The 17,255-nt window shown below is 43.8% G+C and carries 13 protein-coding genes, 1 tRNA gene and 1 riboswitch; of the genes, 2 read left to right on the forward strand and 12 right to left on the reverse strand.

The genetic code is table 11. The annotated features are described in order from the left end of the window. Positions 1–16: 16 nt before the first annotated feature. The 4 genes from rpoB to AABI20_RS06035 all read right to left on the reverse strand — a co-directional run bounded on the left by rpoB (position 17) and on the right by AABI20_RS06035 (position 6,853). Entirely contained in the window at positions 17–3,634 is a 3,618-nt protein-coding gene (gene rpoB, locus AABI20_RS06020; protein WP_047974806.1) for a DNA-directed RNA polymerase subunit beta, read from the reverse strand. A 296-nt stretch (positions 3,635–3,930) separates the two neighbouring features. Continuing rightward, on the reverse strand, positions 3,931–5,109 hold the full coding sequence (locus AABI20_RS06025) for an ABC transporter substrate-binding protein (protein ID WP_288846507.1): 1,179 nt from the start codon (positions 5,107–5,109) through the stop codon (positions 3,931–3,933). Beyond that, on the reverse strand, positions 5,106–5,855 hold the full coding sequence (locus tag AABI20_RS06030; protein WP_338347120.1) for an ABC transporter ATP-binding protein: 750 nt from the start codon (positions 5,853–5,855) through the stop codon (positions 5,106–5,108). Before AABI20_RS06030 ends, AABI20_RS06025 begins: the two co-directional genes overlap by 4 nt. Continuing rightward, the gene (locus AABI20_RS06035) at positions 5,852–6,853 is read right to left on the reverse strand and encodes a FecCD family ABC transporter permease (RefSeq protein WP_288846505.1); all 1,002 of its coding nucleotides are present in this window, start codon (positions 6,851–6,853) and stop codon (positions 5,852–5,854) included. The genes AABI20_RS06030 and AABI20_RS06035 overlap by 4 nt, the downstream gene beginning before the upstream one ends. A 704-nt stretch (positions 6,854–7,557) precedes the next feature. Here AABI20_RS06035 and AABI20_RS06040 point away from each other — a divergent pair. Then, positions 7,558–8,148: an HTH domain-containing protein gene (locus AABI20_RS06040; RefSeq protein WP_338347122.1), complete on the forward strand. Its 591-nt coding sequence runs from the start codon at positions 7,558–7,560 to the stop codon at positions 8,146–8,148. A 114-nt stretch (positions 8,149–8,262) separates the two neighbouring features. Here the strand turns inward: AABI20_RS06040 and AABI20_RS06045 are convergent, their stop codons facing one another. From AABI20_RS06045 to trpS, 3 genes are all read right to left on the reverse strand, one after another. Further along, positions 8,263–9,714 carry an amino acid permease gene (locus tag AABI20_RS06045; RefSeq protein WP_047974810.1) on the reverse strand — a complete coding sequence of 484 codons (1,452 nt, stop codon included), beginning with the start codon at positions 9,712–9,714 and terminating at the stop codon, positions 8,263–8,265. A 97-nt stretch (positions 9,715–9,811) separates the two neighbouring features. Further along, a riboswitch (Lysine riboswitch) is annotated at positions 9,812–9,982 on the reverse strand. Between the two features lie 19 nt (positions 9,983–10,001). Next, positions 10,002–10,475 (reverse strand): hypothetical protein, encoded by a 474-nt coding sequence (locus AABI20_RS06050; RefSeq protein WP_288846503.1) that lies wholly within the window; start codon positions 10,473–10,475, stop codon positions 10,002–10,004. Between the two features lie 282 nt (positions 10,476–10,757). Next, positions 10,758–11,774: a tryptophan--tRNA ligase gene (gene trpS, locus AABI20_RS06055; protein ID WP_288846502.1), complete on the reverse strand. Its 1,017-nt coding sequence runs from the start codon at positions 11,772–11,774 to the stop codon at positions 10,758–10,760. Positions 11,775–11,905: 131 nt separating this feature from the next. On the opposite strand from trpS, the gene AABI20_RS06060 reads away from it, so the two are divergent. Beyond that, positions 11,906–12,886 carry a ketopantoate reductase family protein gene (locus AABI20_RS06060; protein ID WP_288846501.1) on the forward strand — a complete coding sequence of 327 codons (981 nt, stop codon included), beginning with the start codon at positions 11,906–11,908 and terminating at the stop codon, positions 12,884–12,886. A 145-nt stretch (positions 12,887–13,031) separates the two neighbouring features. Here the strand turns inward: AABI20_RS06060 and AABI20_RS06065 are convergent. The 5 genes from AABI20_RS06065 to AABI20_RS06085 all read right to left on the reverse strand — a co-directional run bounded on the left by AABI20_RS06065 (position 13,032) and on the right by AABI20_RS06085 (position 17,248). After that, positions 13,032–13,103, reverse strand: a tRNA-Glu gene (locus tag AABI20_RS06065). A 104-nt stretch (positions 13,104–13,207) separates the two neighbouring features. Next, on the reverse strand, positions 13,208–14,200 hold the full coding sequence (locus AABI20_RS06070) for an aggregation-promoting factor C-terminal-like domain-containing protein (RefSeq protein WP_338347124.1): 993 nt from the start codon (positions 14,198–14,200) through the stop codon (positions 13,208–13,210). Between the two features lie 217 nt (positions 14,201–14,417). Beyond that, positions 14,418–14,861: a F0F1 ATP synthase subunit epsilon gene (locus AABI20_RS06075; RefSeq protein WP_338347126.1), complete on the reverse strand. Its 444-nt coding sequence runs from the start codon at positions 14,859–14,861 to the stop codon at positions 14,418–14,420. 11 nt (positions 14,862–14,872) lie between these two features. After that, the gene (atpD, locus tag AABI20_RS06080; protein WP_047975166.1) at positions 14,873–16,273 is read right to left on the reverse strand and encodes a F0F1 ATP synthase subunit beta; all 1,401 of its coding nucleotides are present in this window, start codon (positions 16,271–16,273) and stop codon (positions 14,873–14,875) included. 63 nt (positions 16,274–16,336) lie between these two features. Beyond that, a complete protein-coding gene (locus AABI20_RS06085) occupies positions 16,337–17,248 on the reverse strand; it encodes a F0F1 ATP synthase subunit gamma (protein ID WP_047975167.1) in 912 nt (303 codons plus the stop codon). Positions 17,249–17,255: the final 7 nt, after the last annotated feature.

Genomic DNA, 17,255 nt, shown 5'->3' on the forward strand with positions numbered 1-17,255 from the left:
GTCACCTTTCTTTTAATTATTCTTGTTCATCGGTAGAGTTTTGACCAGCGTCTTCTTCTACCTTATCAAAGGCTACCTTAACTTCTTCATCATCACGGTTAAGCAAATCAGGGTTCGTACGAGCCAACTTTTCCAAAGCATCAACTGGCAAGACTGAGTCATCTTCATCCATCTGCTTCAATTGAACGGCTTCACCTTCTTGGTCCAAGACACGCATGTCAAGACCTAAGGCTTGCAATTCCTTCACCAAAACACGGAATGATTCCGGCACACCTGGCTTAGGGATTGCGTCACCCTTGATGATTGATTCATAAACCTTGACACGACCAGCAACGTCATCTGACTTATAAGTCAAGATTTCTTGCAAGGTATAGGCAGCACCGTAGGCTTCCAAAGCCCAAACTTCCATTTCTCCGAAACGCTGTCCACCGAACTGAGCTTTTCCACCCAATGGCTGTTGCGTAACAAGAGAGTACGGACCGATTGAACGGGCGTGAATCTTGTCGTCGACCATGTGAGCCAACTTCATATAGTGCATCACACCAACGGCAACGCGCTTGTCAAAGGCTTCACCAGTTTGTCCGTCATAAACAACAGACTTACCATCTTGTGGCAAACCGGCTTCGGCCAATGCTTCTTCGATTTCATCATCTGAAGCACCGTCGAAGACAGGGGAAGCAACATGGATGCCTAACTTTTTAGCGGCAAATCCTAAGTGCAATTCCAAAACCTGTCCAATGTTCATACGTGATGGCACACCCATGGGTGACAGCAAGATGTCGATTGGTGTTCCATCTGGCAAGTATGGCATGTCTTCTTCAGGAACAACGACTGAAACAGTACCCTTGTTTCCGTGACGACCGGCCATCTTGTCACCAACTTGAATCTTACGCTTCTGAGCGATGTAAACACGAACCATCATGTTGACACCTGGAGCCAATTCATCACCATTTTCAGGTGTATAGATTCGAACGGATTGCACAACCCCGCCACCACCGTGTGGTACCTTCAAAGAAGTATCGCGAACTTCACGAGCCTTTTCTCCAAAGATGGCATGCAACAAACGTTCTTCGGCTGACAAATCAGTCACACCCTTTGGTGTTACCTTACCAACCAGGATGTCACCATCCTTAACCTCGGCACCAACACGGATAATTCCGTTTTCGTCCAAGTCCTTCAACTGTTCTTCACCAGTATTCGGGATTTCACGTGTGATTTCTTCAGGGCCAAGTTTTGTATCACGAGCCTCTGAATCGTATTCTTCGATGTGAATTGATGTATAAACGTCTTCACGAACCAAGCGTTCGTTCAAGACGATGGCATCTTCGAAGTTATAACCGTGCCAAGTCATAAAGGCAATGACTGGGTTTTGACCAAGGGCCAATTCACCCTTTTCCATTGATGGACCATCGGCCAAGACCTGGTCATCATCGATTTGTTCCCCAACCTTCACAATTGGCTTTTGGTTATAGTTCTTACCACCGTTTGAACGGCGGAACTTCATCAATTCGTAGGTATCCAATTGACCATCTTCACGACGAACACGGATTTCCTTGGCATCAACGTATTCAACTTCTCCTGGAGCAGTTGAGATAATGGCAGCACCAGAATCGTGAGCAGCCTTATATTCAACACCAGTACCAACGATTGGCGCATGTGGGTCGAGCAAAGGCACGGCCTGACGTTGCATGTTGGCACCCATCAAAGCACGGTTGGAATCATCGTTTTCCAAGAAAGGAATAACAGACGTTCCGACTGAGACAACCTGCTTTGGCGAAACATCGACATAGTCAATCTTTTCGATTGGTGTTTCGATGTTTTCTTCACCATAACGAGCCATGGCAGTCTTATGAACAAATGAACCATCGTCTTCCAATTCCGTATTGGCTTGGGCGACGATATAGTTATCTTCTTCATCGGCCGTCAAATAATCAATCTTTTCGGTAACCTTATGAGTTCCCCAATCAACACGACGGTATGGCGTTTCAATAAAGCCATACTTGTTGATACGACCATAAGTGGCCAAAGAGTTGATCAAACCGATGTTAGGACCTTCGGGCGTTTCAATTGGGTCAATTCGACCATAGTGCGTGTAGTGAACATCTCGAACTTCAACACCGGCACGATCACGAGTCAATCCACCAGGACCAAGGGCTGACAGACGACGCTTGTGGTTCATTTCACCCAATGGGTTTGTCTGATCCATGAACTGTGACAACTGTGATGAACCAAAGAATTCCTTCACCGCTGCAACAACTGGACGAATGTTAATCAATTGCTGTGGCGTAACAGTCGCAGCATCTTGGATTGACATCCGTTCGCGAACAACTCGTTCCATTCGCGTCAAACCAATGCGGAACTGATTTTGCAACAATTCCCCAACGGAACGAATACGACGGTTTCCCAAGTGATCAATATCATCAACCTGGCCAACACCTTCTTGCAAGTTCATAAAGTAGTTCATTCCTGCCAAGATATCAGCAGGACGAACATTATGCTCGTCTTCAGGCAAGTGTCCGTTACCAATCAAAAGCAAAGTCTTGTCTGGGTTTTCAGGTGATTCAATCTTAATCTTTTGCAAGACCACTTCGTCTTGCAAAACAGCATCACCAGATGGTGTGTAAGTAACTGTCTTGAAGTCTTCCCGATCCAAGAACGGTGCTAACTTAGCCATGACAGCCTTATCAACAAGTGTTCCCTTTTCAGCAATAATTTCGCCTGAATCAGGGTCGGCCAATGTTTCAGCCAAAGTCTGGTTCAGCAAACGCGTCTTCAATGACAACTTTTTGTTAATCTTGTAGCGACCAACTGGTGCCAAATCATAACGCTTTGGATCGAAGAAACGAGCCACCAACAAAGCACGTGATGAGTCAGCCGTCTTTGGTTCACCCGGACGCAAGCGTTCGTAGATGTCCTTCAATGACTCTTCAACACGGGAGTCAGACATGTTCTTGTGAACATCCTTTTCCAAAGTCATGTTCAAGGCGTCATAACCGTCTGAGAAGATATCGATGATATCAGAATCTGAACCGAAACCAAGGGCACGGACCAATTCCGTCATCAACAACTTACGTGTCCGATCGATACGAACGTTGGCAATTCCCTTTGCGTCTGTTTCGTATTCCAACCAAGCCCCACGGTTTGGAATAACTGTTGTTCCAAAGTGTGGGCGACCATTTTTGTCAGCTTCTTGGTTGTAGTAGATTCCAGGTGAACGAACCAACTGTGAAACGATTACTCGTTCGGCACCGTTGATGATGAACGTTCCTTGTTCTGTCATCAATGGGAAGTCACCAAAGAAGACGTCTTGTGACTTGATTTCACCAGTTTCATGGTTTGTCAAACGCAACGTCACGTGCAATGGTGCTGAGTAGTTCGCATCGTGTTCACGAGCTTCATCGATGTTGTACTTTGGTTCCATCAATTGATAGTCCACGTACTCCAAAGACAAGTTACCCTGGAAGTCTTCGATTGGCATGATGTCGTTAAACATCTCCTTGATTCCTTCATCTAAGAACCATTGGTAGGATGCCAGTTGTACCTCGATCAAATTTGGAAGATCCAACACTTCTTTAATGCTGGCGTATGATCGGCGGGTACGATATTTACCATAATTTACTAAATGTCCTGCCACAGTATCACCTCGTCTGTTATTCACTGTTTACTAGGGAAAATATTACAATTTGGTTACAATTTGCGAAATCAAGCCCTTATTTCGGCTAATAAGGCACAAAAAAAGCAAGCCACGTTTTTGTCGCCAAGAGCGGGCATTGCCTGATATAAGGGCGTTGAGTGGACAAGAGATCACCAACTGCCATATTTATTTACAGTGTTTCTGGTTACTATTGTACCGATTATCAAAGAAAAAAGCAAGGTCAAATCCCACTACGCTTACAGGTTTCACCTCACCTTTTATTTAAGCTTACTTCGTTATGATTTTTCCATATCCCACTGCGCCAAAAAAGAATCTTTATCTGCCAAGTCAGGTAAATACTTTTCATTAAAGTCTTGCAGATTCTTTTCAGGTTTCAAATCAGTAAAGAGTTCTGGATACAAACTCTTGGCCATATACTCTATTAAGACATAATCCTTCATCGTCCGCATCAAATGATTATCTAAAGCATACAACTGGCCACTTTGAACCGCTTTGAGCTGGCTAAAGCCAGGTCGTTGCGCTACTAATTTTGCCAAGCTCTGCTGCGTTTCCTTTGGACTAATCCCATAACCAACCTTCAAGGAAACCGAGCGTGGGTCGGCATAGTTGGTCCCATCGATAAAGATGACATCTGGGTCCTGTGCAAACAAGAACTCGGGATTGACATCCCCCGTGGTCTTAATTTGGTCGCGGTAGATATTATCCGCCCCGGCCGCCTTGGCCAAGGTACCCATCAGCATCCCATCGCCATACGCCTTACCATATTCGGCAAAGGAAGCCCCTGAGGACCGCTGTTCCACATAAACCCGCTTTTTTTCCTTTACCAACTTCAACCGTTGCGCCACGTTGGTGATATGGCGTTGATAGTTCTGATTAAGCGCCTTAGCGCGGTTTGTTGTGTCAAAGACCTGACCAAGGATGGTTGTTGATTGGTAATGGGCGGCTGGGCTTAGGTCTGTGTAGTCAATGAAGACAACCGGAATCCCTAACTCGTCCAAGTGCTTAATATTTGCTTCACCAATGCCATCGTATTGGTAATTCGCCAAAATGACGACGTCGGGATTCAAAGCTATCAGCTTTTCAATATCGAAACTACCCTTCAGAGTTGAGCCAACGTCTTGGACTTGGTCAAAGCCCGCAGACCGTTCCTGCAATAGGTTATACAAGACACCGGAATAATTAGCCGTATCAAAGGTCGACGTTGCAACTACCTTTTCAAAGACATCCGGCCCTGCCACCGATAACAAGTTTTGATAGTAGTAAGGATAGTAGGCTCGTGTAACCTTTTTAGGTACTCGCACCTTCCGGCCGCGAACATCCTCAATCAGCCGCGTCGCCACCGTCGGTGTTTCCCGCTGACGATCCCCCAACCCTTCCAATTCCTTAATCCCAGCAATGCCAAGGAAAAAGCCGACGACAACAATACTCCAAGAGAGGGATTTTCTTATTTTCATCGTGAACCCTCTTCAATCGGTCGCAAAGGAATGATGGCTAAGTGTTGATCAACTGTTTCCTTCATTTCTAATTCAACGCCATACAAGTCCTCTAACCGTTCCTGTTGCAAAGCCCGGTCCGGATCCCCCGCAGAAATCAGCTGACCACCCTGCATCAGATAAAGGCTATCTGAAAACCGGGCAGCCAGGGTCAAATCGTGGATAACAATGATGCCCACAATCTGATGGCGATGAACATAGCGTTGCAGCGTTTGCAAGTACTGTAACTGCTTTTTAATATCCAAAGCAGACGTGGGTTCGTCCGCAATAATGACCGTTGGCTGCCGGACCAAGGCCTGCGCCAAAACCACCAGCTGTTGCTGTCCCCCTGAGAGGTCAGCAAACTGTTGGTCTGCCAAATCGCTAATTTCTAATTCATCCATGACCGATTCAATCGCCGCCAACTGGCCGTCGTTGACTCGAAAATCCAAGTCACCATACAGCCCCAATAAAATAAATTCAAAAACCGTAAAATATTGGTCGGCCGTGACCTTTTGTGGGATATAGGAAATTTTATGGTCCTTTTCAAAAGTCACTTGCCCATCTTTTTTCTCAAAACCCAATAGTGCTTTGAGAAAAATGCTTTTACCAGAACCGTTGACACCAATAATGGTCGATAAGTGTCCATCTTCAAAGCGACAATTCACATCCTTTAGGATTGGCTTTTCTTTCTTTCGAACCGTTAGGTTCTCTACTAAAATTGTCATGAACGTTGCCCCTTTCGAATGGCCACCAAGCACATGAACGGTACGCCAACCAAACTAGTAATAATGCCCACCGGAATAATCGTCCCAGGGATTAAAGCTTTGGAAACAATCGCCGCCAGTAGCAAGACCACAATCCCCATAATCGCCGATCCGATAATCGTAAACCGGGCATCGTTACCGACAAGCACTTTGACAAAGTGTGGCGCAATCAAACCAATAAAACCAATCGTCCCAACAAAGGAAATGGCCACAGCCGTTACCAGCGCCGAAGCAAAGAAAATTAAAAGACGCGTTCTTTTGACGTTGACACCCATCGACTGGGCGCTTTCATCAGACAGCTGCAAGAGATTCATTTCCCAACTTTGCCGATAAATCAGTACCAGCACAATGTAGAGAACAATAAAGACCACTAAGACACTATCCCAGGAAGACTTTGATAAATCACCAAGGCTCCAGGTCGTCATTCGTTGTGCATTCCGCTCGCTAGCAAAGTACTTGGATAACTCCTGCAAAGAAGTAAAGAACAAATTAATGGCAGTCCCAACTAAGATAATCGTGTTCATACTCACTTGGCCAGCTGAAAAAATCAGCAAAATAACTGCACTGCCCAAAAAGCAGAAAAAAATGGCACTGGCCTGAACGTTTGCCTGACCAAAGACAAAGGGAAAACCCGATAGGATGCTCAGCGAGGCGCCAAAGCTAGCCGCCGATGACAATCCCAGGGTAAAGGGGGTTGCAATCGGATTTTTCAGCATATTCTGCATGCACAATCCGGCTAACCCTAAGGAAGCACCAACTAAGGTCGCTGTCAACGTTCGAGTTAAGCGCATCTTCAAGACGACACCCGCCAATTCCGGCTGCTGACTTGCTACATTCGTCCCTAGAAAAGACAGGGCGCCAAAACCATGATAGATATCGACTATCACTAAAGAGAAGGCCAAAAAGCCCATGAGGAGGAGGAGTAAAATTTTGCGGCGATTCTTTTCTTGATATGCCATCGTTAGGTCCCTTTCTGTTCGAAAACGGTGGTATGTCATGGATCCATGAACTTTGTTAAAACTTTTACTAAGTATCCACTATACGGAAAGTGGCCATTTCTGTCAATCAAAGTCAAGAGTCCCTTCTTTAAAATTCAGCAAAAATTGTTATCAAAAAACGGTTAAATCGGCCTTAATACGCATTTTAAATAAATTAAAAAATATAAATATTTAAATTGATTAATTGAATAAATTATCCCCAGACAACAAAAAAGAAAAGGATTGACCGCTCTCATCTTCGATCAATCCTTTTCTTGAAAAATATTTTGTTGTGGACCTTTAACCTATGTATACTTGCAATTCACCAATTACTGATTTGCTAATCAACACAGTTATGCACCTTAAAAGGACCAGGGAGTTTAATCGTTGCCCCAACCGGTCCTTTCATCTCTCACCAATGCAGATTAAGTGAAACGACGCACGGACATCACGCGGACCGCTCTGCCTCTTCACAAAGTCTCTCCTCTTTGCTATAAATAAAAGACATAACAGTGTCACAACAGTTACATTCTACCGAGTTTTGTCCACTCTTTTCAAGGGCTTTTGGTTGTCAAGCGTTAACCACAACTGTCAAGCAATTTTAAAAAGACCATTTTATCATCCCCCGAGATGGTATAATGTTCAATAATCCACAATATTAATTTTCATTTAATCGAAAGGACACCATGGAAAATCCCCAACCCGTGACAACCGAACGCATTTTTTACGCATACCTGAAGGTCGCCCGAGTCGCTGAGAGTACAAAAGATATTTCATTAGCCAAAATCGCTGAAGAATTGGGTGTCTCCAGACAAGCTATCTACAAAAATCATTTTCAAAATATTGAGGAGCTAACGCAATCACTGCATTATTACGTTGATAATAAACCATACCAACAGTTAAAGTGCTTTACCTTTCATGACAAAAACCATTCCTTCAAAGAATTACTAAATTTTTTCGCTGAAAACGTTATTTCATCACTTTATGAAAAACATGAATTCCTCGGTGTTTTTTATTCAAAAGTAGCAGATCCAGCCTGGCGTCCCTATTTACATCAACAGTACATCGACATGCTCATCCCCTACTTTGATGGTGCAAATGGAAACCAACATGAATTAACCTCACAAACACTTGCTGAGCTTACGATTAACCAAGTCATGGCCGCTATCAGTATCTGGCTCACGCAAGAAGAGCCTGTTAAGCCTGAGATTTTCGCTCACCGCTTTATCTATCTTTTCTCAAATTCTATTCTTGATTTAGCTGAAATGAGCGATTAACCCATTAGCACTGATTTCCTTTCACAAAAAAAGCTTCCACCTTAACGGTGGAAGCTCTTTTATTAATTAAGAAACATAACCTACCCAACCAAAATCCGGCTGAATAACCAATTTTTAATGTTCCGCCTTTGAATCCAAATCAATTTCATCCAATGGAATCAACTTTGACTTCTTAACAATCTTATAGACAATGTATGGGATGACGACAATTGGCACTGACAGATAAGTCATGCCAATCTTTTCCCAATCAAAGTGAGTAAAGGAAGTTGGGTCTTGCAAAACAATCACTACGATTGACAAAACAATGGCTAAAATCGGACCAAATGGGAACCAGCGCGCCTTATAGACCAACTTGTTCAAGTCCTTACCTTGGCGAACATAGGCACGGCGAAAGCGCAAATGTGCTAAGGCAATTCCTAGCCAGGCAATAAAGCCAGACAGACCTGAGGCAGCAACCAGCCAAGTGTAGGCTTCACTACCACCCTTAATATCTGACAAGAAAGCAAACATTCCAACGAAGACCGTCAACAATAGGGATGCCCAAGGAACACCAAACTTTGACAACTTAGAAAATACCTTTGGTGCCTGACCCTTCTTGGCCAAGGCGTAAAGTGTTCGGTTCGCTGCATAAGTAGCTGAATTCGCTGCTGAAATAATTGACGTCAAGATAACTGCGTTCATTAATGAGGCGGCAAAAGCGATACCAGCATTCTTGAAGACAATCGTAAATGGTGAAACCGTGATGTCATTGTTATTAGCAGCTGACAACAAATTTGGATCCTTGTAATAAACCAAAGCAGAAATCACAAAGATTGCGCCGATATAGAACAACAAAATCCGCCAGAAGACTGAGTTAATCGCCTTTGGCACTGATTTTGATGGGTCCTTTGCTTCACCAGCAGTAATGCCCACCATTTCTGTTCCTTGGAATGAAAAACCAGCAACCAAGAAAACCGACAAGACACCCTGGAAACCACCAACAAAACCGTGGTTACCAACGGACAGATTATGCATGACGTTTTGGTTTGAGTGAATAACCCCAAAAATGGTCAAGACACCAACAAACAAGAAAAAGACAATGGTCACAACCTTGATTGTCGACAACCAAAATTCCGTTTCACCAAAAGTCGAAACAGAAAAGAGATTAATAAAGAAAATCAGTGCCAGCACAACCGCTGAGAAAACCCAAGCCGGTACGTGAGGCAGCCAGAACTGCGCGACCAAACCAACCGCCGAGATTTCAGCCGCAATGGTAATCGCCCAGTTAAACCAGTAATTCCACCCAAGGGCAAAGCCCATAGCCGGTTCAATAAAACGATTACCGTATTCTGAAAACGAACCAGTGGTTGGCATATAAGTTGCCATTTCACCAAGGGAAGTCATCAGGAAGTAAACCATGACACCCATTACCAAATAGGCAGTAATGGCGCCCATTGGTCCAGCTTGTGATACCGTTGCCCCAGAGGCCAAAAAGAGCCCCGTTCCAATTGATCCACCCAAGGCAATCATGGAGACATGACGTGTCTTCAATTCCTGCTGGATGGCATTTTGATTTTGTTCAGCCATTTGCATGACTCCTTCATATGAATTTCAAACAATAAAAAAACCCGTTTTTGTCACAAAACAAAAACAGGCGGTAAATTCGTTCAATAATGATAGCAATGATTAGCAAAGCGCACCGTTAAAAACGACAGTCCGATGAATCTTCTTCACCAGCCCAAGGAAAATTTTTGACCCAAAATTTCCTTTCGGCAACTGCACCTTTCACCCTCAGTCTTCGTCTTGGCCAGACTCTTCAGGGCTACTCATTTTAGTTGCGACCTCTTTGTTTGTTGTTCCTACCATAACACAATTTAAATATCACCGTCAACTGCAAAAATAACTAACCAACTTTTAACGTGCTTTAAGTAAACCTTAGCAGCTAAACGGAAGTAAATATAGGCCAGTAAGAAAGCGCCCAACACCGTGGTAAAGGACAAATCACTCCCAACCATCTTATTGCCAGCTAACACAATCCACGTTAACACAAAGACAGTCTGAATGGTGGTCTTGACCCAGTGGGCCACGTGAAATCGATGAACTAGAATGTTGTCAAATTCAAAGAAAAACAAGGCCCACATTGCCAATGATAAATCAGGCATCGTTTGATCTAAAGTTAACCCGTGATTCCAGGTTAAGAAAACTATTGCCGACCAAATAATCATACTGATAAAGAAAATTGCAGTCACGTTAATCGCCCACCAAGAGCCAACTTTAAAGCCCAAAGATCGAATGAAAAACGCCCAGAAAATATTAACTAACCAAATGAACCACAAACTTCCCATCATATTAGCAGGGCCTGCTAAAAATAAGAAATGACTAGCAATTTCTTGGGCTATAATGGCAAAAACAGTATCCATTAATTCTAAAAAACCACTATTGAAGCGCAGCATAATCGATAGAATAATAAAAAGTGCTAAAAAGCACTTTGACAAATATGGTCTCTTTTTTAATGGTGATATTAACACAAGACGGTCCTCTTCGATAAATAAATAACATTCTTATGTAAAAGACTTTACGTCATGTAATAAAAAAAAGCAAAGTGAAACTATTTTAATCAAGAATTGTTCTTAATTAAAATAGTTGATACCCATAGCTGCTCGAACCTCTTTCATGGTTTCTTCAGCTCTTTGATTGGCTTTTTCTGAGCCATGTTTCAACATGGCTAATACCTGATCCATGTTTTGTGCGTACTCTAACCGGCGCTCACGGATTGGTGCCAATTCAGCTTCCATCACGTCCAATAGGTGTTTCTTAAGCTTCATATCACCTAAGCCCCCCGCCTGATACTGTTCCTTTAGCTCTTGTACTCGCCCTGGATCGGGGTCAAAAATATCTAAATAAGTAAAGACGACGTTGCCTTCAACATGCCCCGGATCCTCAACACGAATATGTGTTGGATCGGTATACATTGACTTGACCTTCTTAGCCAAGGTATCTGGGTCATCAGAGAGGTAAATTCCATTATTCAAAGATTTAGACATCTTAGCGTTCCCATCAATTCCCGGCAGACGACCCTGCCCTTTTGGTGGAAAAACGCCTTCAGGCTCAACAAAGACATCTTTTTGATAAGCATTATTGAATGAACGAACTAATTCACGTGTCTGCTCAATCATTGGCTTTTGATCGTCACCAACTGGGACTTTTTTGGCCTTAAAAATCGTAATATCGGCAGCCTGGGAAACTGGATACATTAAGAAACCAGCAGGAATCCCTTCCCCGAAGCCCTTTTGTTGAATTTCAGTCTTGACTGTTGGATTACGCTCTAACCGTCCTAATGAAACCAGATTCATAAAGTACATCGTTAATTCAGCTAAACCTGGAATTTGAGACTGGACAAAAATAGTTGATTTCTTTGGGTCCAATCCAACAGCCAAGTAATCTAAGGCAACTTCCGTCAATGATTGTCTAATTTTTTCAGGATTTCGAGCGTTGTCTGTAAAGGCTTGGGTATCCGCAATCATAATGTAGGGATCAAATTCCCCAGAGTTCTGCATGGCCACTCGATTTTTGAGAGATCCGATATAGTGACCGATATGTAGTTTCCCGGTTGGACGATCACCGGTTAAATAAATTTCTTTTTCCATGGCTTCTATTTCTCTTTCTAGTTATTAACTTCTCCATTATAACGAAATCAAACTCGACTTGCAGGATTCTTGTTTTATTGTTATATTATGAGAAAAAGATTAGAATGTTTTCACACTAAGGGGGAATCAATATGAAATATGCTGTTGTTGGTGCGGGTGCGATGGGACTGCGATACGGTCTCTTGTTGCAAGAAGAAGCTGGCCTAGACGTTGACTTTGTTGAGCCAACACAAGGCTCTGTTGACGTCATTAAGGCACAAGGCGACGTTGTTTACCGATCAGTTGACCACGAAGACAAGACGCCCATTAAGGTGAACATATATTCACCAGAAGAATATGAAGGCACCCCAGATGTCTGGATCTTCTTCATGAAGCAAATGCAATTGGCAGATGCTTTGCAGCGCTTGCAACCTAAGTTCCAAAAGGGACAAACTGCTTTGGCAGCCATGAACGGTATGGGTCACATTGAAAAGATTCAAAAATATTTCGATGACGAGCACATTATTGGCGGAACAGCCATGATTGCCACCATTTTGAACAACTTTGGTGATGTCGACTTTATTGGGGAAACAAGTTCCGTTTATGCAAACTTGACCCAGAAGCCATCCAAGGTCATGGATGAAGTGCAAAAGGATTTCCAAGCAGCCGGCTTGAATCCTTCATATTCTGAAAACTTTATGGGAACATTGTTGACGAAGGTTACCTTTAATTCAGTGGAGAATTCAATCGCAACCATGTTCCAATCCCGCATGGGTCACTTGATTGAATACAAGGATTTCGTTTCCAAAATCGCCGCACCTTTGGTAGCGGAAGTTTATGCTGGTGCCAAGGCAGCCGGCATCGAATTGATTGAAACAGAACAGGAAATGTTGGAACAAGTCGATTACGTTTCTCGCGTTGGTAACCCACTCCACTTCCCTTCTATGTATCAAGACTTCGTTAAGGGTCGTCCAACGGAAGTTGACTACATCAACGGCTACTTGGCTGATTTGGCCGAAAAGAACGGCGTACCGGCTCCTAACCAACGTTTGATTACCAACTTGGTTCATCTTGCGGAAGCAATGCGTGAATTTAACCCACCAGTTAACAAGCTCGCACAACCAGAAAAGTAAAAATTATAGTAAGAATCGCTGATAACGACTGATAGCACATTATTAAAGAGCTTAAAAGCTCCTTACCTTTCCAGTCAAATCAACGGTTTTTTAATTGCTTTTTTAGACAACAAAAAAGCCGCAACCGAAGTTGCGACTTTAATAGTAGCTCGTGAGAGAATCGAACTCTCGATTCCGCCGTGAAAGGGCAGCGTCTTAGCCACTTGACCAACGAGCCATGGTCAGTCGTTACTTGATATCTCTATCAAACAACTATATCAGTATATCAAGGTAAGACGCTTTCGTCAACACTTAAATCAAAAAAAGTTTATTTTTTTGATTTTAGTACCAACCATACTGCAAATGATGAGCCAATGCGGCCTGTGCAGTCCCGTAACGAGCAGCGATATAGGCTTTCATTGCTTGCAACTGATCTTGATAATCAGTTGAATTACCACCATAGCGAGCACGCAAAGTTGGTGATAACTGGCCAATTCCAAAGTAAATGCCGTTTGTCGCATTCACGTTGCCACCGGATTCCTTCATAATGATGGTTTGAAGGGCCTGCTGTTCAGCTTGATTATAATCCAAGTTGTTGGCTTGCACCGCCTGGCTTTGCTGGCTAGTTACTATCATTGGAGCCGCTTGCGATGCAGGAGCCTGTGAAACCGCTACCTGAGAACTGGCTAACTGCGATGCAGGGGCCTGTGAAACCGCTGCCTGAGAACTAACTGACTGCGATTCAGGGGCCTGTGAAACCGCTACCTGAGAACTAACTGACTGCGATTCAGGGGCTTGTGAAACCGCTGCCTGAGAACTAACTGACTGTGATACAGGGGCTTGTGAAACCGCTGCCTGAGAACTAACTGACTGCGATGTAGACGTTTGGGCACTTTGCGAACTCGTCTGACTGCCATTCTTATTGACAGACAAAGTCTGTCCAATAAAAATTTGATTGGCATCCTTGATATTATTTTCTTGGGCCAACTGATCAACACTCAAAGCAAACTTCTGCGCCAATGTCCACAGGTTATCACCCGCTTGGACTCGGTAAGTATTTTCGGTCGTTTGTGTTGTGGCATTTTGTGATGTGGCGTTTGTATTGGCAACACCGATAATCAATTCTTGTCCTTGATAAATTTGATCAACATTTTGAATTTTATTATCCGATGCCAACTGTGCCACCGTCGTATTAAAACGAGACGCTAATGCTGATAGCGTTTCGCCATGGGCAACTGTATGTTTTTGTACCTGGTCGGCACTAACTGCATGTTGACCGGCTGCAACGGAGCCGGCCAAACCAGCAGCAATTAATAATTGCTTTTTGACGTTCATATGACTCTCCTTTCTTTTTTGAGGCGCGAAAAAATCGATAATCTGCGCCTACTATGTCTCATGATAACCCTTTTTATGTAACAGTGTTTTTAAAATTATGATAAGAAGCCATTAGAGCAAAACTTTTACTGATAAATCAGCTTGGGCTCAGACCCACTGCTTTTTACTTTAAACGACAAAAAAAGGAGTTAGCCAACAGCTAACTCCCTTTTTGATTTTAACGACCTGAGCGAATTGAAGCAACGTGAATTCGGTTAACGGCACGCATCAAAGCGACACGAGCCATATCCATTTCGTGTTGGTTCTTGATTTCTTGTGCATGGTTCAAACGAACTTGCGCACGTTCCTTAGCACTTTCAGCACGATTCACATCGATATTATCAGCAGTTTCCGCACTGTCGGCGATGACCGTCAACAGATTATTAGAAAACTCAGCCACGCCACCGTTAACGGCGAGTGACTTCTCTTGCTGGTCTTTTTTAACCAACATTTCGTCAATGGCCATGGCGGCCAAAATTGGTTCATGGCCGGCCATAATTCCAAGTTGTCCACCCTGTGTATTAATCACAGCAATTTCAACTTGGTCTTGGTCGTAGACTTGGCCTTCAGGGGTCACAATCTTAACTGTGATTCCCCGTGAGCTTGTTTCTTCATCAGCCATGGATTACCCCCTTATTGGGCCATCGACTTGGCCTTATCAACCACTTGTTCGATAGCACCGACGTTACGGAAGGCATCTTCAGGCAAGTTATCATACTGACCGTTCAAGATTTCCTTGAATGAGCGAACAGTTTCTGAAACAGGAACATATTCACCCTTCACACCAGTAAAGGTTTCCGCAACTGAGAATGGTTGTGACAAGAAGAATTGAATACGACGAGCACGGTTAACAGTAACCTTCTCTTCGTCTGACAATTCATCCATACCCAAAATTGCAATGATATCTTGCAATTCACGGTAACGTTGCAAAGTCCGTTGCACTTCAGTGGCAACTTCATAGTGCTCTTGACCAACAACTTGTGGGTCCAAAGCTGAAGAAGTTGATGCCAAAGGATCAACGGCAGGATAGATACCCTGTTGTGTCAATGAACGTTCCAAGTTGGTTGTGGCATCCAAGTGGGCGAAAGTCGTTGCAGGTGCGGGGTCGGTATAATCATCGGCTGGCACATAAACGGCTTGAATTGAAGTAACGGCACCCTTCTTAGTAGAAGTGATTCGTTCTTGCAAACGGCCCATTTCAGAAGCCAACGTTGGTTGGTAACCAACGGCTGAAGGAATACGACCCAAAAGGGCAGAGACTTCAGATCCAGCTTGCGTGAAACGGTAAATGTTATCGATAAAGAGCAAAACGTCCTTACCTTCGTTATCACGGAATGATTCGGCCATTGTCAAACCAGTCAAGGCAACACGCATACGCGCACCAGGAGGTTCGTTCATTTGACCATAAACCATGGCAGTTTGCTTCAAAACGCCAGATTCCTTCATTTCGTGGTACATGTCGTTACCTTCACGGGTACGTTCCCCGACACCAGTAAAGACAGAAATACCATTATGCCCTTGGGCAATGTTGTGGATCAATTCTTGGATTAGAACGGTCTTCCCAACCCCGGCTCCACCGAAGAGCCCAATCTTTCCACCACGGATATATGGTGCCAGGAGGTCAATAACCTTGATTCCTGTTTCCAAAATTTCCGTTGAAGTTGCAAGTTCATCAAATTCAGGGGCATCACGGTGAATTGGGTGGCGTTCGACTGAAGAGTCGACGGCACCTGCATTATCCACTGGTTCACCCAAGACGTTGAAAACTCGACCCAAAGTAGCTTCCCCTACGGGAACTTCAATGGGCTTACCGGTATCGGTCACGGCCATGCCGCGTTGCAATCCATCAGTTGAGTCCATGGCGATGGTACGGACAACACCGTTTCCCAAAGCCAAAGAAACTTCAACCGTCAATGTTTTGTCAGATCCCAAATCAACCAACAAGGCGTTGTTGATTTCAGGAACAACTTGCCCTTCTTCAAAGGCAACATCAACAACTGGACCGATCACTTGTACGACTTTTCCAGTAGTCATCGTTGTTTCCTTTCAAATTCAAAGCTTTGCTGCTTAAAAATCAGCAAAGATGCTGCGATTAGCTTATTCCAAAGCAACCAAACCACCAGTAATTTCGGTGATTTCAGTCGTGATTTGAGCTTGTCGCGCACGGTTATATTGCAAACCTAACGTTCCAATCAAATCGTCGGCTGAGTCGGTTGCCGATGACATCGCCGTTGATGATGCGGCATGTTCCGCCGTCTTAGCATCCAACACGGCTTCGAAAACCAATGATTGGATGTATTGAGGCAAAACCACGTTCAAAACTGCAGTTGAATTAGGTTCAGAATCATAGGCTGATTGAACTTCAAAGTCCGCTGCCACGTGTTCGTGACTATCATCCATGTCTTCCAAAATGTCCTTTGTCAATGGCAATAATTGCGTGTTTCGTTGTTCTGATTCCAAGCGGTTCACAAAGTGATTGTAAACCAAGTGCAAAGAATCAAAGGCTTCCGCTTCATACAATGAAATCACCGTCTTTAACAGTTGGCGAATTTCATTGAAGGTTGGGACATCGGAAATACCGCGGTGTTCCAAGGCAATTGAAAAGCCACGTTGCTTATAAAAATCAGCCCCGTTACCACCAATTGCTAAGATTACAGTATTTTCTTTGGTTAAGTTGTGCTTTTCCATCAAGGCATTGGTTTCCTTGATGATGTTGGCGTTATAAGACCCAACTAAACCTCGGTCTGAGGTCACAAGCAAGATTCCTGTCTTCTTTACCGGCCGCTTAGCAACCATTGGTAAATGAGCAGAATCGACATTATCCAACACGTGCGCCTCAATTAAGTGGCCCACAACCGCCTTCAAACGGTTAGCATATTCATGATAACCAGTGGCCGAATTTTGAATCTTACTTAGCTTTGCAGTTGAAACCAACTGCATTGCAGCTGTAATCTGCCGAGTCTTTTTTGTTGAGCCAATCCGCCGTTTAATATCTTGTAAAGAAGCCATGTTGCCT

Origin of the sequence: Fructobacillus cardui (assembly GCF_963580785.1) — a bacterium.
GTDB lineage: Bacteria > Bacillota > Bacilli > Lactobacillales > Lactobacillaceae > Fructobacillus > Fructobacillus cardui.

Bases quoted from the DNA above. Each gene is read 5' to 3' on its own strand.
- AABI20_RS06025 (WP_288846507.1), bottom strand. From the start codon at position 5,109: ATGAAAATAAGAAAATCCCTCTCTTGGAGTATTGTTGTCGTCGGCTTT.
- AABI20_RS06030 (WP_338347120.1), bottom strand. From the start codon at position 5,855: ATGACAATTTTAGTAGAGAACCTAACGGTTCGAAAGAAAGAAAAGCCA.
- AABI20_RS06035 (WP_288846505.1), bottom strand. From the start codon at position 6,853: ATGGCATATCAAGAAAAGAATCGCCGCAAAATTTTACTCCTCCTCCTC.
- AABI20_RS06040 (WP_338347122.1), top strand. From the start codon at position 7,558: ATGGAAAATCCCCAACCCGTGACAACCGAACGCATTTTTTACGCATAC.
- AABI20_RS06045 (WP_047974810.1), bottom strand. From the start codon at position 9,714: ATGGCTGAACAAAATCAAAATGCCATCCAGCAGGAATTGAAGACACGT.
- AABI20_RS06050 (WP_288846503.1), bottom strand. From the start codon at position 10,475: ATGATGGGAAGTTTGTGGTTCATTTGGTTAGTTAATATTTTCTGGGCG.
- trpS (WP_288846502.1), bottom strand. From the start codon at position 11,774: ATGGAAAAAGAAATTTATTTAACCGGTGATCGTCCAACCGGGAAACTA.
- AABI20_RS06060 (WP_288846501.1), top strand. From the start codon at position 11,906: ATGAAATATGCTGTTGTTGGTGCGGGTGCGATGGGACTGCGATACGGT.
- AABI20_RS06070 (WP_338347124.1), bottom strand. From the start codon at position 14,200: ATGAACGTCAAAAAGCAATTATTAATTGCTGCTGGTTTGGCCGGCTCC.
- AABI20_RS06075 (WP_338347126.1), bottom strand. From the start codon at position 14,861: ATGGCTGATGAAGAAACAAGCTCACGGGGAATCACAGTTAAGATTGTG.
- atpD (WP_047975166.1), bottom strand. From the start codon at position 16,273: ATGACTACTGGAAAAGTCGTACAAGTGATCGGTCCAGTTGTTGATGTT.
- AABI20_RS06085 (WP_047975167.1), bottom strand. From the start codon at position 17,248: ATGGCTTCTTTACAAGATATTAAACGGCGGATTGGCTCAACAAAAAAG.